The organism is Olivibacter sp. LS-1, from assembly GCF_008245145.1.
GTDB lineage: Bacteria > Bacteroidota > Bacteroidia > Sphingobacteriales > Sphingobacteriaceae > Olivibacter > Olivibacter oleidegradans.
In genome coordinates, this window is the sequence record NZ_CP041643.1 from 6,223,668 (window position 1) to 6,249,434 (window position 25,767).

A 25,767-nucleotide genomic window follows, 5' to 3' on the forward strand; every position below is an offset into this window, starting at 1 on the left:
TAAAAACCGGCAACTAATAACCAATAACTAATCCGTTAGTACATTTACCTTCGGCATCTCAAATTGTTTGTTTTCCCCATTCACTTTTGGAGTTCCGAAGTAAAAATAAACCTTTCTTTCGATGAGCTTTCCGGAGAGGTGATTCAGTTCGCTTTGCGGTCCCAGTCCTTTGGTATCAGTGGTCATATTCAACGCAAGTTTAGTACCAATAGGCGGTATCGCATCCAAAAAAGAGATATCCCCGACAGGTAGATCCGGATGTGGCTTTGCGCCGGTTAGTCCGTAAAAATCAAACAGGCGTACATATTGGTCTTCCGTTGGAAAAGACATATAGAACTTACCTTCTACGGTGTTCATTTCCATCCAAGTAACATCCGCGTAATAACCCTTAAATTCGGGATAGCGCCAAGGATAACTACCCGTTTGCGTATTATTATTCCGATTCTTCCAAACACCATACGTAGTGCCTTGCAGCCTGTTTTTCCATACACGGTAGGGACCTTTACCAAGCCACTTTACACCCAAAACAAAATTTTCGGGGTAAGAAAAGCTGATGCCGGCGAAAGGTTGATCACCACTTAACGCGTAAGCGTAGTCCATTTCGAGCCATCCCGATTTATCCATCTTCCATTTGATATACTTTAAATCACCGTTGCATGACGCTTCCACAACAGCAATATGACCTTCCCGGTAATGCTTTACTGATACGGCCTTTGCTTGTCCGCTCACTAAAACAGGCCCGTCTTTAAAAGAAAGTGCTTTACTATAAGCATTCGCTAAATGCGCCAATAGACCTGTATTTTTATGAATTGAGACCGTTATACCATTGGCCGTTAACTGTATCAGGCTATCCTTTTCCTGCATGTTAACTGTTCCGTCGATGGGCTCATCAAATTGATGAACCGCGAGTTGCTCATTAGGTTTGATTTTCCATACCCAACGACAGATCTCATTCCCTTGGGAGTCGAATGCCGTTAAAGCCAGGGCATCTTCGTTAGACCAATTTGCTGGTAAATCAATAGACAAATGACCGGTTGCTAAAGGTGCAATAGCGGGAAACCTGCCCTTTCCGCTTGATACAGTGGTAGAGCCTTCACCATTTTGTAAGAGTTTGTCAAAATTTAAGAGTTCCCATTTAAAAGTACACTGATTCAGGTTCGTAAAATGATAGCGATTTTCTACTGAAATACGCCCATCAAAATCAGGAGGAAGTTCCTTCCCGTCGATTTTAATAGGTGCATAAATTTCCCGGATCGCATTCACACTTCCCTCGTGCTCACGATGGGGACCTACTAAACCATCGGGCGCGTTGACGCCATTGACGTCAATCATATTTTGCTCATCTGTACGAACTAATCCCTCATCCACCAAAGCCCAAAGGAAACCGCCCGCGCCTCTTTTAGCCTTCCAATGCAGCTCCCATATGTCGGCGAGCCCGGCGGCTCCACCACCGTCATCTTGTGCATGTAGAAATTCAGTGGGCATATAGATATTCGTATCCGCTAAAATCTTCTGCGTACTGTAATAATCTTCATAATGATTACAATCGATCCCATTAAAATCATTGCCAGGACGATGATGCGCGTGAATTACCGGTCTTTTCGACAGGTCGTAATGCCCATATATGGTGTCTAGATCAAAATTATGTCCGCCTTCATTCCCATTGCTCCAAAAGATAATGGATGGATGATTTAGGTCGCGCAGAACCATTTCCTTTACCAATTTTGTTCCCACCGGTGTTGCATAAGCCTTTTGCCAGCCCGCTAATTCATCGATAACATAGAGTCCTAAAGAATCGCAGATATCCAAGAAAGACTGATCGGGCGGATAATGTGAGCAACGAACGGCGTTCATGTTCATATATTTCATCAGCTTCACATCCTCCAAGTCAATACGAGCATTTACTGATCGTCCCGTTTCGGGCCACCATACATGTCGGTTTACTCCTTTCATTTTGATCTTCGTCCCATTCAGGTAAATGCCGTTCTGCTTGCGTATTTCAATGGTACGAAAGCCAAATTGCTGCTGCGTTAAGTATACCAACTTCCCATTTTTATAGAGCTCAGTTCTCGCACGGTAACGGTTAGGGCTTTCGGCGGTCCACAAAGCAGGATTACTCACTTTGGTATTAAAAGACACGACGGAATCCCCTTCCCTGGCCAAAGCTTCCAGCATATCCACCGTTTTGCCTCGTTGATCAATAATACTCGCCTTCACTTTCATTTGTGCGGATATTCCTTCAAGGTGAGCTTGCATACGAAAAGAACCATCAGCCTTTGCGTCAATGGCTACATAGTCAATAAATGATGGCGGTACTATTTCCAGATACACCGGGCGAAAAATTCCGCCGAGAATCCAGTAATCGGCTAGTCGTTCGGCATTATTAACGGACGGATCCCCGGACATCTTACTAACTGTAACTTCCAATTGGTTTTCCTTTCCGTAGCGGAGCTTGTCACTTATATCATAACGAAAGCGATAAAAAGCGCCCTGATGGATCGGGCCGGCGGATTGGCCATTTATTTTTACCTCAGCATCGGTCATTACCCCTTCAAAGACAATAAATATTTTTTCCCCCTTCCATTGTTCATTAACCGGAAAAGTATGTCGATATACTCCTTTCTCGTCATGAAAGCGAAAGTTTTTGCCATAGGTAACATAATCCCTTCCATAATTATAATGCCCATACCCCTGTTGTTCCCAATGAGCCGGAACAGCAATTTTTCCCCATTTACCACTCTTCCGTCCGCCCGAGCACCAAAAGTCCCACTTCACCGTATGTTCATTATCTGTACCGGATAGATACTGAACCCGCTTTTCGACTTCTTGGGAAAAAGCGGTGTACAGACCAAAGGTCATGAAAATAAAGAGTAAGAAGGTTTTATGTGCGATAAGCATGCTCCGGCATTTATTTATAAGCATTGTTTATATACGTTAAAAATAAAAGAATGAGGTTAAAAGACTATCCTGACGCGTCCTGCCACCATCTATTTAATTACCTTAATACCTTTCGGCGCCTTTACGGTAGACTCAATCGTCCCGTTAGCTCGCTTACTATGCCGAATTTCAATCAGCCCGTACGGAGTAGGAAAAGTACCTTCTACCCATTGCAAGTCACCCAGATGAGGTTCGACTTTGATGACCTTACAGCCAGCTTCCAAAATCTTCACACCAAGTATATGTTCACTCATCCAAGCGGTAGGCCCGGATGCCCAACCATGGCAAAGGCTATGTCGAAACCCGGGATAGCAATAGGCACCGAAATCTCCGTGTATATCCTTTTTACCTGGTACCGGTACCTCGTCAATGCGCGTAGCATTTTTTGTCCAATCCAAATTAAAGTCTTCCCAAAAGGTAGTAGCGCCCATGTCCAACATGCCCCCCCAATATTGGCGAATGATATCCATGGCTTGCTGATATTGTCCGGCTTTTGCTTGTGCCTGTAACATATAATAGCCATAAAAGGTAGAGAAATCTTTAGCGCCGCCAACCGAAACTACTTCATTACAAGCTTTCTCCGGATCAATAAGCCCGGCTATAGCCATTAAGGAAGCAGCCTGCTTTAATTGATGATGATCTTTTACATATTTATTCATACGTGCAACACAGGCTTCTGCTTTCTTTGCAGCAATCGGTTGTTTTAAAATTTCACATAATTTGACAGCATCTTGCATCGCCCAGACGATGAGCGCTCTATACCCCGCCTCTACTCCTTCCTTATTGGGAGTAGACGGCCAATCTAAAAAGCGTTCCGCAGCTAGATTCTCTCTGCCTTCAGCATCAACTTTACTGTCAATTAAATCGATCAAGCCCAAAATATAGTTTTGATGTTTCCTTAGAAAATCAATATTCCCATTGTATTTATACCAATCGTGCTGAATAATCAGGTACCATAAAGAGTATGCACTCATGCCGTTCATCCATTGCGGCAAGGGATATTGTTGGCAAGCCAAATCCAGGGTTTTTGGCACCACGTCATTGTCACCGAACACTCGTGCAATGGTAGATACTTCCGGATGCATATCACCTAGCCATATCAAACGATCCCGTTTAATACCATCCCACAAATACTCTTGCATATTCAGATGCACAGTATAGGCTCCCGTTAGCCAAATTTTATTGAGCCGTTCATCGTTACTTTTAAATGATCCCAAATAAGGTATATCACGGTATCGCAAAATTGCCCTCGCTTCTTTAATATGGATGGTGGTATTCTTCTGCAATAGGTCAATACGAACAAAGCGGAACCCCGTATTGCCGAGTTCTATTAACCCATCCCGAGGTATTTCCATGATAATATCTCGCTTGGCATGGTCGTCAGTCGAATACCCAACTCCCCATTCATAATTTCGGGTTTGGCTATTGCACTCCCCTACCGATTCGCCAAAACGAATACGGACCAAAGATGGTTCGCGACGTGTAGAGCCTCCCAATACAAGCTGTATCCCCCCGTGTATTTCCTTTCCATAATCCAATAAGATGGAGGCGGTCTCATTTTGGTTACTCACCATTTCGCACATATTTTTTTTACCGAGTTCGGTCTGGCTATTCCCTATCTTTAAGAGTTCATTTTCATTTGTTACCAAACTGCCATCTCCAGCATATTTCCAAACAATCCGTTGGGGTGATATAAAAATCCGTGTCAATTCATCTTTTTGTATTTTTCCATCATATATTGATTCAAATACCGGGGGTAACTGTGCATATAATATGGAAGAGGCACAAGTCCATAGACATAGCTGGATTGTGAGAAGGAATGATTTCATACTTATTATGTTGGCTTTAATCGGTTTTTACTGTGTATATAATGACTTAAAGCAAACATACACATAAACGCTATGCAATCGCAACCTGCGCCGTCCTGACTTAGGGGGTTCCTTTTTAAAAAAGGAAAAATTAATTTGTCGCTTAATGGCAGCGACACCGCCAACTACTTTCTTTTCCGCAAAGAAAGTAGTCAAAGAGCCGACCGTAGCGAGTCCATGAACACCTTTGAAAATAATTAAGTAGTGAATAAACTCGCCGCTGCAAAATTTACAGGAATGTTAGTGCCTCCCACTGCATGACGTAAATTTTGGAGGCGGCATTGTCGAAAGCGAAAAGTATTTGCTTCTAACCAAACCTGCCATAGTTTACAGATCTTAAATCGTTTACAAAGTATTACACTGCTTGGCAGAATCTCTTCATTCTACTGAAATATCGCCTAGGAAATTTGCGGTTTGTAAGTTGATGCACTACCATTGTAGCAAACAATAACGAATAAAAGTGATTAAAAAAAACGTTCTTTTAATATAAACACCTTCTGCTGTATGTTAAAAGCGAATTTATTAAAGCGTGTGTACTCTATGTCTTGATACTTATGTCTCGATACTTATATCTTGATACTTATCGGCTTGAAAAAAATCGAAGATAACAATTGAACAATATCGAATTCTCATTACTTTAGCAAAAGTAAACGACAACCTTGCTATAATGGCATTATTAAACTTAAATTATGACTATGCGATTTATTTATTTATGGGCGTTTCTACTATTTGTAATTGTTTTTCGAGTAACTGCCCAGCCCAGCGAGCAATTTATTAAGGTGATAGTAGCACCCGATCATGAGAACTGGGAATACAAGCTAAATGAACCGGTGAAATTCACGGTTACCATTCTTCAAAATGGCAATCCATTAAAGAATATTCCTTTACGTTATGAGCTCGGCCCGGAAAAAATGCCAGCACTTAAGAAAGATTCGCTGTTGTTGACGTCCGCGTCCTATACCGTTAAAAGTGAAGGCATGAAGCAGCCAGGCTTTCTTCGCTTAACTGCCTATGCCTATGTAAATGGCAAAGCATATAAAGGCCTTGCCACCGCTGGATTTACACCGGAACAAATTGAACCAACAGCCCAACTGCCGAATGATTTTGTCGCATTCTGGAATCAAGCCAAGAAAGAACTGGCCGGAATTCCGCTAGATGCAAAGATGACGCTATTGCCCGAACGATGTACGGAAAAAGTGAACGTCTATCATGTCAACATGCAGAACTATGGTAATTCCAGGCTTTACGGTATTCTGTGCATCCCTAAAGCAACGGGCAAATACCCCGCTATTTTAAGAGTTCCGGGCGCCGGCGTTAGACCTTACAATGGCGACATTGCAACCGCCGAGAAGGGATTTATAACCCTAGAAATAGGCATTCATGGCATACCGGTAAACATGGACCCTGAACTTTATGCCAGTCTCCGTTTGGGTGGGTTGGGGAACTACTTTAATTATAACTTAGATAATCGGGACCGCTTTTACTATAAACGCGTATACTTAGGTTGCGTGCGAGCGAATGATTTCATTACTTCATTACCTCAGTTTGATGGTGAGCAACTGGCAGTGATTGGCGGCAGTCAGGGCGGAGCACTTGCGATTGTAACCGCTTCGTTAGATGCTCGTGTCAAATTTTTAGCTTCCTATTACCCCGCACTAAGTGATTTAACAGGATACCTAAAAGGCCGAGCCGGTGGCTGGCCACATTATCTCGATTCAGCGAGCCGGGAAGTTAATAATACGAAAGAAAAGCTACAAACAATGGGTTATTATGATGTTGTCAATTTTGCAAGACAACTTAAAGTGCCTGGTATTTATTCATGGGGGTTTAACGATGAAACCTGTCCGCCAACTTCTTTATATGCCGTGTATAACGTAATCCAGTCTCCAAAAGAACTCTATCTTGCTTTAGAAACCGGACATTGGACTTATAAAGAACAGAATGAGGCAGTAGGTGAATGGCTGGAAGAAAGGCTTATTAAATAGCGGAAATTTAGTAAATGAAGCCAACATAACGGTACAGGATGAAAATCAATTGAAATATATTTTTTTTTGTGTAACCGGAGTTTTATTTTTATAAACCGATAATCCTTGCCTTACAAGTCAAAAACGCAAAAATTGGAAAGAGATACACAGATATTGAAGTGTTGGAAGCAAGTGCTTTTTGAAAGCAATGTCAATGCCTTTGAAGCATTATTCCGCTTGACCAATGCCAATTTTATTAAATTCTGCCAACAGTATATTAGCGATCGGGAGACATCAGAGGAGATTGTTTCAGACGTTTTTGTAGATTTATGGCTTAATCGTAGTAAATTGGAGCATGTTAAAAAGCCCGAGGTCTATCTCCTAATTTGTGTAAAGAATAAAGCACTCAATCATTGGAAAAAAAAATCTTCCATGCAGTTAGTGTCACTAGACGAAGAAACAAACGAAATAATTGATGCCTATCGCCCCGACGAAGAACTGGAAAGGAAAGAACTTTTTATGCAGTTAGATCGGGCGATAGGCTCTTTACCCCATCAATGCCGCGTCATCTTTAAGCTCGTTAAGGAAGATGGAATGAAATGCGCTGAAGTGGCCGAAATTTTGAATATTTCGGTACGCACGGTACATGCACAAATCTACCGAGCCATGACCAAATTAAACACCGTCATGACCAAACACCAAGCGTCTGATGCTGCAATAATTATTAAGAACATTGCTTCAGCCATCGCGCTGTTTCTTTTTCTACAGAGCAGCTGTTTTTGAAAAAAAGGATTTATTTAGTCAACCTTTATTTAACGTATGTTCTTTTCCTTAGATGAAAAGAACCAAAATCAAGGCGGTGTAGGCTACCTTGCACCTGATTGCAAAGCATCCATTCCGCGTATTGGAGCCGTTTCACTTCCTCAATCCGCTTGGATACTGCGATATAAACAGACGTGCAAATGCTTTGCTGCTCGTTGCGTTGGTATCCTCCAAGGCCGTTTTTTCCATACACGGGGCCTTGTTGGCTGCCTGCAAAAGCCCTCCGTTCTGCTAAAATATCGCCTAGGAAATTTGCGGTTTGCAGGTTGAAGCACTACCATCGTAGCAAAGTTCCAAGCGATGAGTTTATTCACATATTGTTTATTTCATTAGGGGTTCATGAGCTCGCCTTGCTCGGTTTTGCGTCACTTTTTGCGGAAACCACGAAGTAGCATGAGTGCCTTTTAAAACAAACAATAACGAATAAAAGTGACTAAAGAAAAGGTTCCTTTTATTTCACCGCTTTCTTATCATTTACAATGATATTCTTCAATTGTAAACCTCTGATGAAGTCAAACACGACACCACTTTCATTCGGCGTTGAAACAGTTAAATTTTCAAACGTAAAATTGGAAAGCGTGTACTGTTTCGAAGATTTGATATGGAGGAAGCGATCACAAGCTACCTTACAGTTACGCATAGTCAAATGGCTCACGGAAGATTTGGGCTCCGGTTGCCCTTTCAAATCAAAAAACTGCGTCCATGCATCTATGGAAAGAAAGTTACGTGCAGTCCCGGTAATATCTTCTACCCATATATTTTTATGTTTTTGCGGTGTGTCGGGCCGCATCTTCAATCGAAGCACATAAGAGGTATTTTTCACAGTACAACGCCTCATAATGACGTTATCACTAAAAACCGATTCGCTACCCAATGTAAGAGACGGACAGTTTTCAATCGTATTGTCTTCTATGATGATATTGCGATTAGCCCCATTATTTGGGTCCTTATCGGCTGTCGGCCCTTTACCACCCTTTAAGCAAATACCATCATCATTTACTGATATATAGCAGTTTTTTATTAACACATTTTGGCATACATCCAAGTCAATGCCATCCGAGCTTGGTGCGCGAACCTCACTTCCATTATTTGAACCTGCAAGAATGCGCACACCCAAAATCTTTAGGTTTTCGCATTTGTAATAATGCGAGGTCCAGAAGGGCGAGTTAAGCAACTGAACGCCTGATACCTGTACATTTTTACTATTCGATATGTATAATAGCCGCGGGCGCTGTTCGTCCATATTAGTACATTTCGGATTCCACTCGCGGCGAAGCCAGAACGCCTGCCAATAACGTAATCCATTGCCGTTGATTATCCCTTTTCCTGAAATCGTAAATCCATCCAAACCATCGGCATTGATCAAGGCCGCAAAATATTTCAGCGACTGTCCTTCAATACGGGTAGTAAGCACTTTAAAATCAGCAATATTGTCACTGCATTTGAGCGTCGCATCTTCGTCTAGGTATAGATGTGTTTTAGGTTTGAAGAAGAGTGATCCCGTAAGGAAAACGCCTTTTGGAATAACAATAACACCACCACCATTTTCAGACGCCTTGTCAATAATTTTTTGGATACTTTCTGTTTGTACGAGGGTGCTATCGTTTTTTACACCATGGTCAGTAATGATATATTTTTCCCCGAGCGCATTCGCTTCGATCCTATTTGTATCTGAAAACCAAGCCGGAATAGGCGTTCCATCCGGAAAATTTTGCGCGAATAAATTCCCGGTATTTTTGAAACCAAGGAAATAGAAGAATAACATGAAAGCTAAAATGATCAGGTTTTTATCTTGCATTTTTTCTAATGATTATAATAAGGTTAGTGCCTAGCTGCCATTTGCATTTATTCCAAAAAAAGGGTGTTCTTTTGTTAACTGCAACCTGTGCTGTCCTGATATATTTTAAAGAAATAACATTTTTTTATTTTCTTGTAGGTAATTTCTTCAAAAAATTTGTCCTCTCCATATACAGGTATAAACCGCATATGTCACAGGATCGATTCATAACATTGATAACAAAAGAATTCACCAATGAATTAACAGCATCAGAGGTGAGCGAATTAGCAGGCTTGCTCCAAGATCCTTTGCTTAAGGCGCGGTACGATTTGTTCAAAGCTTATCTATCTAATAATCAATCCGACCACTCATCGGACGAGCGTGTCTTTAACAAGATCCGGACAAAAATCGCACAGCAGGAAGCGTTCCCTATTTCTTCGCAAAAAAGTAAGAACAAACGGTATCTATGGAAAGTTGCTGCCGCCGTTTTTGTGCTTATTATAGCTTCTATTGCAATTATGACCTATCTCGTCGGAATTTCTACGCGGCAAATTGCCTACACTGAACGAGCAGCTAAGAAAAGTTTTACTTTACCCGACGGAAGTAAAGTAGTCTTAAATGCGGAAAGCAAGCTCATCTACCCCAAAACATTTAAGGATAAGCAACGACAGGTTACCTTGGTGGGAGAGGGATTTTTTGACATTGCTAAAGACCCCAAACATCCCTTTATTATCCATACCGAACAAATGGATATTAAGGTGCTGGGAACATCGTTTAACCTTAAATCTTATCCTGATGACCCGTTTAGCGAAACAACCTTATTGACAGGGGCTATAGAGGTAACGTTAAAGGATCGACCCGCTGACCGACTTACATTAATGCCTTCTGAAAAACTGATTGTCAGGAATCCGACTGCCAAAGATGAACTTCCGGAAAGCAAGTCGAGTGCCATAACCCAAATTACGCATTTACAAAAGATGGACAATACAGTAATAGAAACCTCATGGATATTCAATAAGCTTATTTTCGCAGAACAATCTTTTGTGGATGTATCCAAAATGCTCGAAAGAGCTTATGACGTAAAAATTGACTTCAAAAACCAACACCTGAAGCAACTAAAGTTCACTGGCCATTTTGAGCGGGAGTCGGTAACGGACATTTTAAATGCCCTACGTTTAGTTGAACCATTTTCTTACACCATGCAAGACAAAAAAATACTTATTTATTAAAACTACGAACAGCTAACCATTAACAAAACATTATGAAAACTGAATTAGGACCCGATTAAAAAGCAACGGGGACTCGCCATCCCCGCTACATTAAAGACGATTGTAATTAATGCAGACTGCTTTGACCGGGAGTCTGCTTTTGACCATCCTTAAGATTTTTAAAGTTATGAAATTTTTCAGACACCATCGAGGTGTTTCGGGGATTTATTGCCTCAAAAAGCCAATTCTTATTATGAAATTAACATTTGCATTGATTGTGTATTTCAACTTTCAAATGTTAGCAGCGGGATATTCCCAAACCAAGGTTACCTTAAATATCGGAAAGGCCGGTTTTAAGGAAATCATCTCGGAGATTGAGAAGAAAAGCAGCTATCGATTTGTATTCAGCGAAAGGAATATTCCTCTTAAACAATATGAGAATTATTCCGTGCAAGATAAAGATGTATTAACGGTTGTTAATGATCTCCTTAACAACACCCCGTTTACACTACAAATTTTACCCGATCAACTGCTAGCCATTGTTCCGAAAAATCCGATACGAGCCGATATTAAGATTACAGGTAAGGTTGTGGATGAAACCGGACAAGTACTAGCTGGTGCGACGGTAAAGGTAAAGGGTATCAACAGAGAGGTGTCAACGGATAACAATGGTGCCTTTGTAATTGAAGCGGCCAGCGATGCTGTTTTGGTAATTTCCTACTTAGGCTATAATACGATAGAGATGCCTGTTTGGGGAAAAACATCACTCACTATACAGCTTTCGTCAGCCGGACAGGATCTGAATGAGGTGGTGGTTGTAGGTTATGGCACGCAGCGAAAAGCCGACGTTACCGGATCAATAGCCTCCGTAAGCTCAACCGCCATTGCACGAGCTGCTACCCCCGACGCTGCCGGTGCCTTACAGGGCCAGGCGCCCGGTGCGGTAGTGGTAAAAAATGTAGGGAAACCAGGTTCGGGTTACAACATCACTATCCGGGGGATCAGTTCTTTTAGTGGCCCAAGTTCACCTTTGTTTGTGATCGACGGAATTCCTACTACTTCGGGATTAAATGATTTGAACCCGGCAGATATTGAAAAAATAGACATTTTAAAAGACGCATCGGCTACCGCTATTTATGGCTCCCGCGGTGCTAAAGGGGTCGTTATTGTAACCACCAAACGAGGGAAGGAAGGAAAAACCACTATCTCTTATGATGGTTATATGGGAATAAGAAAGCCGGTTAATTTGCCCCGCATGTTCAACGGTCCGGAATATGTAGAGCTCCGTACCCAACAGTTTCTAGCGACGGGGAGAGATACCTCACGCACGAATGCAGCGTTTTTCACACCTGAACAATGGGAAAATATAGACGCAGGAAGGTTTACAGATTGGCCTTCTCTCTTGCTAAAAAATGGTTTGCAAATGAATCATAATATATCTGCAAGCGGAGGAGATGAGAAAACCCAGTTTGCTTTTGGCGCCGGTATACTAAGCGAAGAAGGCAATGTGAGCCCCGAAGATTTTAAACGCTATTCCTTCCGCGGAAGTGTTGACAGACAGATCAATGAGAAGTGGAAAGCAGGCATGAGCTTCTATGCTGCACAGAACCTACAAAACCTAGGCAGTTATGAATCACTTCGTTCAGCGTATCGAATGCCACCTACTGTATCTCCTTACGACAACAATGGCAATAGGGTATTCCGTGTACTAGGAGGAGATGGGGTTATCAACCCTTTATTTGATCAAGAAAACGATATTCGTCAAAACCGATCCATTCGGGCATTTGGTCAACTTTATATTCAAGTAAAGCCTGTTGCCCACCTCACCTTAAAAACGACTTTTTCACCAAGCTTGGACATAGGCCGAGGAGGTTGGTATTTTGGTGCGCTATCCAAGGAGGGCGCAGGCAATGGAGGTTACGCGCAGGCAAGGGACTACGACACGAATGAACAAATAAACTGGCTTTGGGATAACCAAGCAACTTATGAGCGAGAGCTTAATGGAGGGCATAAATTGACCGTTACAGCCATACAGAGTATGCAGAAGGACCGCCTGGAAACCAGTGGAATCGATGTCTACAATTTACCTTATAATTCTTTGTGGTACAATGTAGGTTCGGCAACAAATACCGACTTCAACGGAACCTTCCGTGGACCTACCGTAAGTTCCGGCTATACAAAATATACTTTAGCTTCTGCACGGGCCCGTATTAATTATAGTTATAAAGATAAATATCTCTTAACCGCATCGGGTACATGGGATGGTTCTTCAAGATTTGCAGAAGGCAATCAATGGGGCTTTTTTCCTTCCACATCTTTTGCCTGGCGATTGTCGGAAGAGAGCTTTGTCAAAAAAATAAATGCCATTAATGACTTGAAATTACGATTAAGTTACGGTGCTTCCGGAAACGACCGAATAGACTCCTACACTACACAAGCAACACTTGGAGCATCCACTTATTTTTTCGGAAATTCCCTTATACAGGGCTATTCTCCTAATCGTTTAGCGAACAAAGCATTAACTTGGGAAACGACGAAAGAAATCAATTTAGGATTAGATTTTGCTTTGCTACAAAACCGCATTTATGGAACGATCGACCTATATAACCGAAAAATCGACAATATTCTATTAAACCGCAATCTGCCGGCACCTTCGGGATGGAACTTTGTTACAGACAACTTGGGCAAACTGAGAAACAAAGGAATTGAAATCGGATTGAGTACCGTTAATATTCAAACAGACAAATTTTCGTGGAAAACCGATTTCGTTTTCGATGCTAACAAAAATGAAATACTGGAAACAGCCAATGGTAAAAACGATGACATTGGAAACCGTTTGTTTATTGGGCAACCCGTTCAGGTAAATTTTGACTACGTTTTTGACGGTATTTGGCAAGAAAGTGAACGAAGCCTTGCCGCACAATATAATCAACTCCCCGGCCAGGTCCGCGTAAAAGACATAGACAATAATGGTGTCATCAATGCCAGCGATCGGCAGATTATTGGTAAGCGAGTCCCCAACTGGACAGGTTCGATTGCCAATACATTCCGCTACGGTAACGTGGACCTTTATGTGCTGGCTTATACCCGACAAGGCGAGCAGTTTAGTAGCTCGTTTGATGGTTCTTTTATGAATTACAATCAGATTTATAACCAGGTAAAAGTAGATTATTGGACACCAAGCAGTCCCTCTCAGGCCCATTTTCAACCTGGTAACCCAGGTCCTTTTGTAAATGCAGCCTATTATCAAAAGACAAATTTCGTCCGAATCAGCAACATTACTTTAGGTTATACTTTTCCAAGCGGCCTTATCGAAAAGCTTAAACTAAACCGCTTACGGGTTTACGCAACGGCTACGAATCCATTTTTGTTTACTAATTACAAAGGATATGATCCCGAGTGGGCCATTCAAAACACTTATGGGACCGCTGTAAGTACTGCTACCTATCTTTTTGGGGTAAATCTTTCCTTTTAAAATTGAATCAAATGAAGAAGAAACTTATCATTATAGTTGTCATAATCTTTGCGGGATTCACTTCCTGTAAAAAATTTCTGACCGAAGAAAATTTAAGCGGCATTACTGCAGAAAATTACTATACTAATGCGGCCGGCTACGAATCATTAATTAACTCCTGCTATGCTTCGCTTAGGGGTATCTATAGCCCTAACCCTAATTTATTTGAATGGGGAACCGACATCACCACAAGAGGCGAAATAGAACTGGTAAGTGGGCAGGCGAATGAGGTCCCCGCCATTCAGCTTAACGAATACCGCTCATTAACCGCTGACAATGTTCCCATCGACACTTTTTTCACAGTAGCCTACAGAGGAATACAACGTTGCAATACAGCGGTTAATCGAGCGGAGGGTATTCCTGATTTAGCAGAAAACATCAAAAATAGAAGACTTGCGGAAGTACGTTTTTTACGCGCTTATTTTTATTATTTACTGGTCGAAAATTTTGGAAATGTACCTATTGTGCAGGAAGAGATCAGTTCACCGGTTACGCATTTCGCTCCCAATTCTGAACAAGAGGTATATGATTTTATGATTGCCGAATTAAATGTCGCCTTACCTAATTTAGAGGCAAACCCCGCAAGCACAGAACCGGGAAGGGCAACGCAAGGGGCCGCCCGGCATTTGCTTGCATTGTTATATTTAACACGTGGATATAAATCCTTCGGTGAGGCGGCCGATTTTGAGCGTGCCGCCCAACTGGCAGAAGAATTGATTGGCAGTTCTTATTACGCACTAATTCCAACTTTTGCCGAAGTATTTCAACCTGGTAATGAACTGAATAGAGAAATCATTTTCGCTGTTCAGTATGGAGCACAGCCGGGATACAATGGTAACGGCCAAAACATCCTATTCGGCTGGCGATATTGGCGCGAGAAAGGTTTTGACGAGGTAACCGGATTAAGAGATTACAACAGGCGGATTTCGAATTTTATGCCTACCCAATTTTTGTACACCTTATACAATACCACCAAGGATTCTCGCTACGATGCCACCTTTTTAAGTCGGTTTTATGCAACCAAAACAGACGGGGCGATACAGGCCGGTGACCTTCGTTATTATTTCCCCTACCCCGACCAACCTTTTACAATAGCCGATTCCATTGCGCTCAAGGCGTCCAATCCGAATGTTGAAATCATTCGCCTTGATAAATGGAAGCAAGCTTTTAACAATGTAGGAGGATTAGAGAAGTTTCCTATGATCAATAAGTTTTATGATCCAAATGCCGGTCTTCCTTATAACAATGAATTTGCCTACGCAAGTACAAAAGACGTATTCTTATTTCGATTGGCTGAAACCTATTTACTAGCTGCCGAAGCCTATTTTAAGCTCGGCCAGCTCGACAAAGCAGCAGAGAAGCTGAATGCGATCCGTCAACGTGCAGCAAAGCCTGGGCAGAACATGAACATCAATGCTGCAGATGTAAGCATCGATTTTATTTTGGATGAAAAAGCACGTGAACAGGCCGGGGAGTACAAAAGGTGGTTGGATCTTAAACGAACACAACGCTTAGCTCGTGCATTCGAATATAATATTTTAACAAAAATGGCAAACCCGGGAGGCCTAGTAGATAAATACTATCTACGTCCTATTCCGCAATCCGTTATAGATCGCGATACGGAAGGTTACCCGCAGAACCCCGGTTACTAACGAAATGAATCCAAGGGAGATATGGCATGCTTGCTTGGATTCATTATATAACACCTAAAAACAAGATGTTAATCATAATTAGACGCTTGGCTCAATCCATATTAATAATAACATTTGTACTGAGCACATCCATCACCTCGGCACAAAGCAGAAAAGCCTATAATGCCATTCACTCCGGTATTCCTTGGATGGACAATCAAGGCAAAACCCTGAGTGCCCATGGGGCAAACATCGTAAGGGAAAACGGTAAATATTATCTTTTTGGAGAATACAAAACTGATTCTGCTAATGTATTTAATGGCTTTTCTTGTTATTCGTCTACCGACTTATGTAACTGGAAATTTGAAAGCATGGCTCTTCCCGTGCAGCCAGCAGGCAAGTTAGGACCAAACAGGGTGGGTGAACGACCTAAAGTCATGAAATGCCCAACAGGCGAATACATTATGTATATGCATGTGGATACATTGGGGTATAAGGATCAATTTGTGGGTTACGCCACTTCTCCAAAAATTACCGGCCCTTACACTTTTCAAGGAGCTTTGCTTTTCGAAGGTAATCCTATTAGGCAATGGGATATGGGTGCGTTTCAGGATCGGGATGGATCCGGCTACGTGCTGATACACGGTGGCGAAATTTATAAGCTAGCAAACGATTATAAAAGTGTAAAAGAAAAGGTAAACGAAACCATGACGTCCGGATTCGAATCACCAGTTATCTTCCGCAAAGATAGTCTGTACTATTTTTTAGGTTCTAACTTAACGAGCTGGGAAAGAAATGACAACTATTACTTCACCGCTAAATCGCTACAAGGACCTTGGATAAAAAGAGGTCTATTAGCACCGGTAGGTTCCCTCACATGGAACTCGCAATGCACCTTTGTATTACCAATTGAAGGAACAAAAGACACTACTTATATGTATATGGGTGATCGTTGGTCTTTCCCCAAACAAAATTCTGCTGCTACCTATGTCTGGCAGCCGCTGATTGTTAATGGCACCTCCCTATCTATTCCGGTATACTTGGAAGCTTGGAATGTCGATGTTTCAACCGGAATGGCATCGCCAACGTTGTTGGAAGGTACAACTATCGAAAGTGCTAATATGCACAGAATAAAGTATTCGGGCAATTGGCAACAAGACACCCTGTCTTCACGAAGTTCTGATGTAAAAGGAGCTTCTTTCTCCATACAGTTCCAAGGTACGCAGGTTGGTTTTTATGGGATGGCACGCTCCAATGGAGGCTATGCGCTTGTAGAACTTCAAAACAGCAATGGACAAACCGTGTTTTCTTCTATCGTTGATATGTACTGCAAGTACCCCATTTCAACGCTCAAATTTCTGAGTCCTCGTCTTTCAAAGGATGATTATACCTTGACAGTTACCGTAATGGGCGAACGCGGCAACTGGTCAGACAAGCGAAAACGTCTTTACGGAAGTACAGGATACATGGTTTCACTGAATAAAATTGTAATTGATCAAAATGACCACTAATTGTAGCAAAGGCTTCGCTTTTTAACATACAGATGAAGGTGTTTATATTAAAAGAACCTTTTTGTTTTTCTTTTTTCCGCAAAAAAGAAACTAAAACCGACCGTAGGGAGCTCATGAGCGCCAAAAATGAACGGAACGCGAATAAACTCGCCACTTGGATCTCCTGCTGCAATGGTAGTGCATCAACCTGCAAAACCGCAGGATATCCGATGTGGCATTTCAAGTAGAACGGGGGGTTCCTGCGAATAACCAAAAAGGTATCGAGTGTCGGAAAAACGGCCTTGGGTTTATTCGCCCTTGTTTATTTTAAAAGGTGCTCATGAACTCATCACTACGTTCTTCGGTTTGTTCAACTTTTTGCCAAGAAACCTTCCGTAGGGAAGCTTGAATGCCTTTAAAAGTTAACAAATGATTAAAAAGGTTCCTTTTTTAGATTTTAAAAGCGAGATTTCTGTCAGTTGGAGCAATTTTATTGAAAATTAATCAATGTTTAATGTAACATTACTAAATAATGAATTTGAAAAAAAGTTTTTGTTTACTCATTCTCGTATTAACGATTTCCACCTGTGCCATAGCGCAAGACGATCTGTTTCCGTTCGTTACCAAAACAGACAAAGTATCGATTCTATACGATAAACAGGCTCCTAAACTAGATTCAATTATCGCGAATCTGCTTGCCGAAGATATCGAAAGAGTCACATCTTGCAAACCGCAGGTGTTTACCGAACTTTCCCAAGTAAGTGGAAACGTTATTGCTATAGGCAGTATACAATCTGCGATGATAAGAACAGTACTGCATAAAGACAATGACTTTACAGAAAAACTCAAGGGCAAATGGGAAAGCTTTGGATTAAATATCATAAATAAACCGACCAAAAACATATCGAAAGCACTGGTAATTGCGGGAAGCGATCCGCGCGGTACGGCATTTGGTGTATTTACGATCTCCGAGAAAATTGGCGTCTCCCCTTGGTACTGGTGGGCAGATGCGCCTGTAAAAAAGAGCAAAGAATTGATATTAAAACAGGAAAGTTACATTTCGAAATCACCAGCTGTTAAATACCGAGGAATCTTTATTAATGACGAGGACTGGGGATTACAACCTTGGGCGGCAAAAACTTTTGAGCCTGAAACCGGTGATATTGGCCCTAAAACCTATGCTAAGGTATTCGAATTATTATTACGGTTAAAAGCAAACCTTATATGGCCTGCTATGCACCCGAGTACGAAAGCCTTCTTTCATTACCCAGGTAATCGAAAAACGGCCGAAGACTATCAAATCGTTATCGGTTCCTCTCATGCTGAACCGATGCTCCGCAATAATGTAGATGAGTGGGACACAAAGGCGATGGGACACTTTAACTACCTTACTAACAAGAAGAGAATCCTTCAATATTGGGAAGGACGAATACAAGAAAGTAAAGGGATTGATGCTATTTATACACTAGGTATGCGTGGTATTCACGACGGCCAAATGGAGGGTGTGAATGATTTGAAAGAGGCTGTCCCCTTGGTACAAAGTATCATCCATGAGGAAAGAACCTTGCTTTCCAAGTATATTAACAAGGATGTAACAGCCGTACCGCAAGTTCTTACTCCCTATAAAGAAGTACTGGAGATATATGACCATGGCTTAAAGGTGCCCAATGATGTAACTTTAGTATGGCCCGACGACAATTATGGCTATATTCATCGACTGAACAACGAACAGGAACGGAATCGTACAGGAGGTGCCGGCGTTTATTATCACGCCTCCTACTGGGGCCGTCCCCACGACTATCTATGGCTGCCATCAATGCATCCAGCCTTAATGGCTGAAGAAATGATCAAGGCATATGAAACGGGTGCCCGTACCTTATGGGTACTTAATGTAGGAGATATTAAACCGCAAGAATATAACATACAGCAATTTTTGGACATGGCATTAAACCCCGCTCCCTTTCAAGATGGCAAGTATACGCAACAACACTTATTGCACTGGACGCAAGGTATTTTCGGAGCGGAAAAAGCACCGTTAATTCAATCGATTCTTTGGAAGTACTATCAGCTAGCATTTGAGCGTCGTCCTGAGTTTATGGGATGGAGCCAGACGGAACCCAATACCGAGACTACATATACCGATTTTAATCATTTTTACTATGGAGATGAAGCGCAAAAGCGGATCGATCAGTACCAAGCATTGGAGTTAGCAGTTAGTGATTTGCGTAAACAGATATCCCCCCACGACGCCGATGCTTTTTTTCAACTGGTATATTATCCGGTGATTGGCGCCTCACAGATTAATAAAAAGTTCTTGTACCGCGACAAAAGTTATTTCTACTCCAAGCAAAATAGAATTAGCGCTCATGAATATGCCCGATTGGCAAAGAAGGCTTACGAACGAATCATAGCGGAAACAACAAATTACAACACAAAACTAGCCAAGGGGAAATGGAAACATATCATGTCTATGAAACCACGAGATTTGGCCGTATATCAAGAACCGGTTATAGCCCCTATTCATATCGATAGCGTCGACGTTTGGGATATAGCTCCTGAAGGTTTGGTGACAAAAGATTCTTCTTTATTAACGAATCAGCCTCGGTTATCTTTACCTCCCTTTGATGTGTTCAATAAGCAGCGGTATTTTGTTGATGTTTTCTTAAAAAAGAGCCAGCCTATGCAATGGAAAGCCTCCGTTTCGCACCCGTGGATTCGGTTATCAAAAATGAACGGACAGCTTTTTCCTGATTCGGGAAAAAGCCAAGTGCGTCTGTGGGTAGATATTGATTGGAAAAACATAAATAAAAAAGAAAGCGTACCCGGTAGCATTACGATCACGGGGGGCGGCAAGCAAATAGTGCTTTCATTATCAGCCAGTAATCCTGCCATACTACAGCTAGCTAACTATAAGGGCTTTGTTGAAAACAATGGTTTTGTTAGTATACACGCCAATCATTTTAATCGACAAAATAGTCAACAAGCAAAACAGTGGAAAGTGATCCCAGGCTTAGGGTATACGGAAAATGCCATCCAGGCCTTTCCCTTAACGGTGGAAGGAAATGTCACAACCGATCTCGATGCGATGAAGAAAAATGGTACGTTTGTCGCGTATGACTTTTACAATTTTACGGAGACCAATCCTTCCGTTACCATTTTTGCTTTACCTACACATCCCATCAACAATAACTATCAGGTCCGTTATGCCGTATCCATTGACGACGGCCCTTTAAAAATGGTCAATATCCGAACGGTCGGAAGAAGCGAGGAGTGGAAACAAAATGTCTTGCGAAACCGGGCCGAGCGAAAAATTGAGATGCCTTTTTTGAAAACCGGCAAACATCAGCTGAAAATTTTCTGTGTGGACCCAGGCGTTATTGTAGATGAAATCCGTATAGATTTAGGTGGCTTAAAGAAGGCTTACCGTACTCTTCCCGAAACATACATCAAAAAGTTATGAGCTTCCTGCCTAACAGAACATGACAGTGATAAGCTTTAAATCGCTTTTCTTTGAAGTGAGACCTATTGTTTCTTGTTGAATTGTTAACTAGTTGAGTTATTAATAGCAGCCCTGGCAGATGCAGTAATATAACATATATGGATTTGCTGTCGTGAAGGCACATAACGCAACGATTTGTTTGGAATGAAATAAATGAGTTATCTTAAATAGTATGGAAAAATTCTTTGTCTATCTTCTATGTTTACTGCCTATTTTCGTTTGCGCCGGCAATGACACGGAAACCGAAGTTACCTTAGATAAGCGAAAAATAAAGACTCCTTTTGGCGTTGTTTCTGTTGAAAGTCCGAATTTTAATAGCTGTGAGCGACTGCCAATCACCGATTACGGCGCGCTACAGGACAATCAGACAGCTACTTCAAAAGCCATTACAACTGCTATTGAAAAAGCCCATAAGCTTGGAGGCGGTATTGTAGTTATACCTGCCGGCGAATGGCTAACCGGGAAAATTCACCTGAAAAGCAATGTAAATCTTCACTTGGATAAAGGTGCTCTTCTTTTATTCTCGGAAAATCCTGCTGATTATTTACCCGCTGTTCATAGCTCTTGGGAAGGTATGGAATGTTATAATTATTCACCACTCATTTATGCCTATGAATGTAAAAATATAGCCATTACCGGCCAAGGTGAGATCAAAGCTAAAATGGATGTATGGGAGACGTGGTTTACACGACCCAAACCACATATGGAGAGCATTAAACGACTATATAATTTAGCCTCCGCTTATACTCCTGTGGAGCAAAGACAAATGGTGAATGACACCGCACACCTACGCCCACAGTTCATCCAGTTTAATCGAAGTGAAAACGTTCTATTGGAAGGGATTTCCATCACCAATAGTCCTTTTTGGACCATCCACACCTATCTATCGAAAAATATAATAATTCGTAACCTAAATGTATATGCACATGGTCATAATAATGACGGTGTAGATCCAGAGATGAGTCAAAATGTATTGATAGAAAATTGCGTATTTGACCAGGGCGACGATGCGATTGCTATAAAATCCGGCAGGAATCCCGAAGGTTGGCGACTGAAGACCCCGTCAAAGAATATTATAATCCGCAATTGCACGGTAAAAAACGGGCATCAACTGATCGCCATTGGCAGTGAGCTTTCCGGAGGTATTGAAAATGTATTCGTGGACAGTTGCGTAGTGATGGACGGGGCAAAATTAAACCATCTGCTCTTTATAAAAACCAATGAACGCATGGGTGGCTATGTCCGTAACATCTATGCCTCCAATCTTCAGGCGGGACGAATAGAGCTCGGCATATTAGGAATTGAGACGGATGTTTTGTATCAATGGAGAAATTTAGTACCCACTGTTGAACGTCGACTAACACCAATAAAAGACGTTTATTTAAACAACGTAACAGCTAAAAATGTGCAATTTGTTTCCAGGATATTGGGTCAAAAGGAACTTCCCATAGAAAACATTGTTTTAAAAAACGTCGAGGGGAAAACAGTAGAAGAAAAAAAACATATTCATGAAAATGTGTTAAACTTTCAACAGCAATAGTAAACCTTTATCAGGCATCCATTGAGGTGAACTGAACGTTAATGGATGCCTTTTATGTTTACGATTTTATTTAACCATCTGCACCGCACTGTCGTTAATTTCAAAGGGGTGCTGTTGTAACAAGCGATAGATCTCTGCACCCGCCAAGAGTACGGGACCATAGCCATGGGCAGCAAAATTGCTGATCGGACGATAATAGTAAAAGGCCGGATCGAAGCCCATCCCCGTTCCGACACATGTACCCTCTATCTGTCCTTGTTCCGTTACTTTTGTATTCACTGCATTCCAAGCAAGCAAAACCATGGGGCCATAAGCTTTCGCATCCAACCAACCTTTATTAATTGCTCTCGCAATACAGTAAGCATAGATGGCTGTTGCGGATGTTTCAAGGTACGAGTCATTACGATCCAGCAACTGATGCCAAAAGCCGGTTTTATCCTGCCTTTCGGCAAGCCCTACAGCATGGCGGCGAAGCTTTTCGAGCACTTCTGCTCTACTGGAATAATCAGCTGGCAATACGTCCAACAGTTCTACCTTTGTCATCAAAGCCCAACCATTTGCTCGGGCCCAATGAAACTGCGGATGCGGATCCATATCCTGCACCCAGCCGTGCATATATAGCCCTTTTTCCGCATTAAACATACGCTCGGCAAATTGCTTATACTGTTTCAGTGCCTCGTCGAAATAACTTTTGTTTCCTGTTAATTTACCCATTTGTGCCAGCGCAGGTAGACTCATATACAAATCATCCAACCACAGTGTGTTCGGTAACGGTCGATTACGTGCCAAAGTCCCATCTTTCAATCGAAATTCCTTGTGTAAGATATAATTCAGGTAATGGTCTACCAAGGGACGTAGAAGAGCTGGCTTAGCTCCTGCGTCCAAAGCTTTTATCATAGCGGCAGCCATGGACCCCACATCATCTAAGGCATGCGGCTCCAGTACACTCCGAACAGGGGTCGTAGCATTTTTATGCTGACGAAGATATTTTTTATATTGCTCGGCAACAGCACCAATGAAATCAAGCCGCTTTATCGTATAATCTTTATACTTTTGATCGCCCGTTGCCAAAGCCACTTCCAACATACCGGTATAAGTCACCCCCCACTCATAACTGATTAGTCTGAAATCGCCAGGTTGAAAGATACTGTTGTCATTTGCCTGCCCTAGGTCGATTACCTTATTGGTAGACTTATCAACTAAAGCTGCGGGGGTTGTGGTATTTAAATATCGGTATATCCGATCCAAAGTGTTTTTCACCCCTTCCGGTTTTGTTTCACCATAAGGTATATCATAGCCGGGCTTAAGAAGATGCAAAGGCGCCGAGGCATCATTTCCGCCCTTACTGATATATTGTGCACTTAAGGATAAGGAAGACATACAGTAAAACAGGCTTAGTGCACCCGATAATATGCCTGTTCGAAAAGGTTTCAATTTGAAGTTCATTACTAATTGGTTATATCAAATTTAAGTTTCATTTAAATAAAGGCACAAGATAATCATTCCGACAAAGCTAACTGTCAGGGACTGTCCTGACGACGAAAACGTCCTACTTTAAAACGACGAAGCTGCCCTTAAGCAGCCTCGCCGAACCAACATGAACTAGAACAATATGTATGTAAAAAAGGGTTTCTTACCAGCCAGGGTTCTGCATCGCTTGTTTTTCTTCTGAAGTCAAAGAGGCGCCGTTACGTTGCACCGCATCCAGAAAGCTCTGCGGGATAGGGCGCAGCAAATGTTTCTCACGCACATTTGGAGCCGCCTCCGGATTGAATTGTTGATCACGTTCCACTAACGTTTTGGTACGTGATAGATCTTCCCACCGATGGAATTCGCCAAGCAACTCCCTTGAGCGTTCATTCAATATAAAATGGATGAAACATTGCGCCATGGAATTAGCTGAAGGAGGATACATTTCAGCAGCGGCTTGTGTTGTCCCTGGTGTAAAAGCAGCCTCCGTTACGATCATTTCGTTTTTTGTTGAACTTACCGTACCGGCGGGTACATTTTCAGCGCGATAGTAAACCGGCGTACGATTTTCACCTTCATTAAATCCTGCTCGCTGTCTCAATATATTGATATAGCGTAAAGCGGAACCGTAATCACCCTTCCTGCCATATGCTTCTGCTACTATTAAATAGGTTTCGCCAATACGGGCGATCATACCATCCCGTGTTCCAAACTGACTGGCGACAGTTGTTCTGAAAGGATCAATATATTTAGATAAAGAAAGATACTGGCTAATCGTCCAGTTAGATTTAACTTCTCCGTTATCAAGGTAGTAACGAACAAAAAGAGTAGGTGCAGATTTATTGATGGTTTCGGCAGTAAAACGGTTATCATTGCTGCTATTAGCGATGTAAACTACCGCGGTATCACCAAGATTAAATTTAGCCTGTCCTATCAGGTTAGAACTCGGCGCATTAGCTTCAGTCCATTTAGGTAGCGTATTTGCATTATTGGCAAGGTACGCGAATTTAAAACTCTTATAAAATCGAGAATCAATCTTTCTATTAAAAACGTCAAGCGCGTAATCAGTGGGTCTTAATCGTTGAAATTCCCGACCATTCGCAATATCCCTTACCATACCTGGTAGTGTTTGATAAATCGAAAGAAAGTAAAGGTGCGTTTGATTACCGTAGCGTCCGGCCAAGGCATCTTGGTTATCAAACTGCGCTGCCAAAATAATTTCCGAATTCGTTTCATTTACGTCATTCACTTTGGTATAGCGAAATAAATCAGCATAATCGGAGGCTAATTGATAGGGAGAGTTATTTATAACCTGCTCTCCGTAATAGATGGCACTATCTAAGTCGGTCTGTTTACTAAAAGATGCGTTCAATTCGCTGGCTCGATAGAGGTATGCCTTAGCCACGCAGTGTTGTGCGGCAGCCTTTGTAATACGACCAACTTGTGCGGCCGTGCTAGGCAATAAATCCACAGCTCGTCTAAAATCACTTATTATCTGCGCATAAACTTGCTCTGCGGGTGCCCGGACAAAATCGGTTTGCAAACTTTCGGATGGTTCCAGTTTTAACGGAACACCGCCAAACTGTTTTACCAGCTTAAAATAGTCGAATGCCCGCATAAAATAACATTCGCCCAAGCGCGTATTCTTCTGCTCTCCGTCCGGATAAACACCGGGTATGTTTTTAATGCCGGTGTTGGCGGTATTAATATTAGCGTACATATTATCCCACACGTTAGCGAATTCCCCGACAGTCGGATCCAATACACTTGAATAAGTATTGAAATGTACTTTGTCCAAGCCGCCGCCATTCGTAAATTCGTCAACACCATAGTTAGTGGTCGTATAAGCCCATTCATAATTAAAATGAAAGCGCAATCCATCATACATACCAACCACCAAGCTTTCTAAACCCTCCACGGTTTGATAATGTTGATTAGTCAGTGTGGCTACGACCTCTTCTTCTAAAAATTTGGAGCAAGAACTGGGTAAGATCGTGCTTGCCAACAGCAAGCCTATATATATTTTGTTATTAAGAGTCTTCATAAT

General features: G+C 41.9%; 14 protein-coding genes. 9 read left to right on the forward strand and 5 right to left on the reverse strand.

Features of this window, described 5'->3' with window-relative positions:
* Window positions 1-27: 27 nt before the first annotated feature.
* Together FKG96_RS25955 and FKG96_RS25960 are read right to left on the reverse strand one after the other, a co-directional pair.
* Window positions 28-2,898, reverse strand: a complete 2,871-nt coding sequence (locus FKG96_RS25955; protein ID WP_130858181.1) for a glycoside hydrolase family 2 protein — start codon at window positions 2,896-2,898, stop codon at window positions 28-30.
* Window positions 2,899-2,987: 89 nt separating this feature from the next.
* Complete coding sequence (locus FKG96_RS25960; protein ID WP_130858182.1) at window positions 2,988-4,766, reverse strand: alpha-L-rhamnosidase C-terminal domain-containing protein; 1,779 nt, start codon at window positions 4,764-4,766, stop codon at window positions 2,988-2,990.
* Between the two features lie 728 nt (window positions 4,767-5,494).
* Between FKG96_RS25960 and FKG96_RS25965 the strand changes: the two genes are divergently transcribed.
* The 3 genes from FKG96_RS25965 to FKG96_RS25975 all read left to right on the forward strand — a co-directional run bounded on the left by FKG96_RS25965 (window position 5,495) and on the right by FKG96_RS25975 (window position 7,861).
* The gene (locus FKG96_RS25965; RefSeq protein WP_130858183.1) at window positions 5,495-6,790 is read left to right on the forward strand and encodes an acetylxylan esterase; all 1,296 of its coding nucleotides are present in this window, start codon (window positions 5,495-5,497) and stop codon (window positions 6,788-6,790) included.
* A gap of 132 nt (window positions 6,791-6,922) precedes the next feature.
* Entirely contained in the window at window positions 6,923-7,552 is a 630-nt protein-coding gene (locus tag FKG96_RS25970; RefSeq protein WP_165447070.1) for an RNA polymerase sigma-70 factor, read from the forward strand.
* Window positions 7,553-7,588: 36 nt separating this feature from the next.
* Complete coding sequence (locus FKG96_RS25975; protein ID WP_130858185.1) at window positions 7,589-7,861, forward strand: hypothetical protein; 273 nt, start codon at window positions 7,589-7,591, stop codon at window positions 7,859-7,861.
* Between the two features lie 181 nt (window positions 7,862-8,042).
* Here FKG96_RS25975 and FKG96_RS25980 read toward each other — a convergent pair whose 3' ends face one another.
* Complete coding sequence (locus FKG96_RS25980; protein ID WP_130858186.1) at window positions 8,043-9,389, reverse strand: glycoside hydrolase family 28 protein; 1,347 nt, start codon at window positions 9,387-9,389, stop codon at window positions 8,043-8,045.
* Window positions 9,390-9,577: 188 nt separating this feature from the next.
* Here FKG96_RS25980 and FKG96_RS25985 point away from each other — a divergent pair, with 188 nt between their 5' ends.
* From FKG96_RS25985 to FKG96_RS26010, 6 genes are all read left to right on the forward strand, one after another.
* Window positions 9,578-10,597, forward strand: coding sequence for a FecR family protein (locus FKG96_RS25985; RefSeq protein WP_165447071.1), 1,020 nt, complete (start codon window positions 9,578-9,580; stop codon window positions 10,595-10,597).
* Window positions 10,598-10,829: 232 nt separating this feature from the next.
* The gene (locus tag FKG96_RS25990; RefSeq protein WP_242627392.1) at window positions 10,830-14,051 is read left to right on the forward strand and encodes a TonB-dependent receptor; all 3,222 of its coding nucleotides are present in this window, start codon (window positions 10,830-10,832) and stop codon (window positions 14,049-14,051) included.
* A gap of 11 nt (window positions 14,052-14,062) precedes the next feature.
* On the forward strand, window positions 14,063-15,742 hold the full coding sequence (locus FKG96_RS25995; RefSeq protein WP_130858189.1) for a RagB/SusD family nutrient uptake outer membrane protein: 1,680 nt from the start codon (window positions 14,063-14,065) through the stop codon (window positions 15,740-15,742).
* A gap of 65 nt (window positions 15,743-15,807) precedes the next feature.
* A complete protein-coding gene (locus FKG96_RS26000) occupies window positions 15,808-17,232 on the forward strand; it encodes a family 43 glycosylhydrolase (RefSeq protein ID WP_130858190.1) in 1,425 nt (474 codons plus the stop codon).
* A gap of 511 nt (window positions 17,233-17,743) precedes the next feature.
* Complete coding sequence (locus FKG96_RS26005; RefSeq protein WP_130858191.1) at window positions 17,744-20,671, forward strand: glycosyl hydrolase 115 family protein; 2,928 nt, start codon at window positions 17,744-17,746, stop codon at window positions 20,669-20,671.
* Between the two features lie 211 nt (window positions 20,672-20,882).
* Window positions 20,883-22,250, forward strand: a complete 1,368-nt coding sequence (locus FKG96_RS26010) for a glycoside hydrolase family 28 protein (RefSeq protein WP_130858192.1) — start codon at window positions 20,883-20,885, stop codon at window positions 22,248-22,250.
* Between the two features lie 66 nt (window positions 22,251-22,316).
* On the opposite strand, the gene FKG96_RS26015 is transcribed toward FKG96_RS26010, so the two are convergent.
* Together FKG96_RS26015 and FKG96_RS26020 are read right to left on the reverse strand one after the other, a co-directional pair.
* Window positions 22,317-23,696: a glycoside hydrolase family 105 protein gene (locus FKG96_RS26015; RefSeq protein WP_149106276.1), complete on the reverse strand. Its 1,380-nt coding sequence runs from the start codon at window positions 23,694-23,696 to the stop codon at window positions 22,317-22,319.
* Window positions 23,697-23,883: 187 nt separating this feature from the next.
* Window positions 23,884-25,764 (reverse strand): RagB/SusD family nutrient uptake outer membrane protein, encoded by a 1,881-nt coding sequence (locus FKG96_RS26020; RefSeq protein ID WP_130858194.1) that lies wholly within the window; start codon window positions 25,762-25,764, stop codon window positions 23,884-23,886.
* Window positions 25,765-25,767: the final 3 nt, after the last annotated feature.

Excerpts from the sequence above, each read along its gene's own strand:
- FKG96_RS26010 (WP_130858192.1), top strand. The coding sequence starts at position 20,883 with ATGGAAAAATTCTTTGTCTATCTTCTATGTTTACTGCCTATTTTCGTT.
- FKG96_RS25965 (WP_130858183.1), top strand. The coding sequence starts at position 5,495 with ATGACTATGCGATTTATTTATTTATGGGCGTTTCTACTATTTGTAATT.
- FKG96_RS25985 (WP_165447071.1), top strand. The coding sequence starts at position 9,578 with ATGTCACAGGATCGATTCATAACATTGATAACAAAAGAATTCACCAAT.
- FKG96_RS25955 (WP_130858181.1), bottom strand. The coding sequence starts at position 2,898 with ATGCTTATCGCACATAAAACCTTCTTACTCTTTATTTTCATGACCTTT.
- FKG96_RS25990 (WP_242627392.1), top strand. The coding sequence starts at position 10,830 with ATGAAATTAACATTTGCATTGATTGTGTATTTCAACTTTCAAATGTTA.
- FKG96_RS26005 (WP_130858191.1), top strand. The coding sequence starts at position 17,744 with ATGAATTTGAAAAAAAGTTTTTGTTTACTCATTCTCGTATTAACGATT.
- FKG96_RS25995 (WP_130858189.1), top strand. The coding sequence starts at position 14,063 with ATGAAGAAGAAACTTATCATTATAGTTGTCATAATCTTTGCGGGATTC.
- FKG96_RS26015 (WP_149106276.1), bottom strand. The coding sequence starts at position 23,696 with ATGAACTTCAAATTGAAACCTTTTCGAACAGGCATATTATCGGGTGCA.
- FKG96_RS25975 (WP_130858185.1), top strand. The coding sequence starts at position 7,589 with ATGTTCTTTTCCTTAGATGAAAAGAACCAAAATCAAGGCGGTGTAGGC.
- FKG96_RS25960 (WP_130858182.1), bottom strand. The coding sequence starts at position 4,766 with ATGAAATCATTCCTTCTCACAATCCAGCTATGTCTATGGACTTGTGCC.
- FKG96_RS25980 (WP_130858186.1), bottom strand. The coding sequence starts at position 9,389 with ATGCAAGATAAAAACCTGATCATTTTAGCTTTCATGTTATTCTTCTAT.
- FKG96_RS26000 (WP_130858190.1), top strand. The coding sequence starts at position 15,808 with ATGTTAATCATAATTAGACGCTTGGCTCAATCCATATTAATAATAACA.
- FKG96_RS26020 (WP_130858194.1), bottom strand. The coding sequence starts at position 25,764 with ATGAAGACTCTTAATAACAAAATATATATAGGCTTGCTGTTGGCAAGC.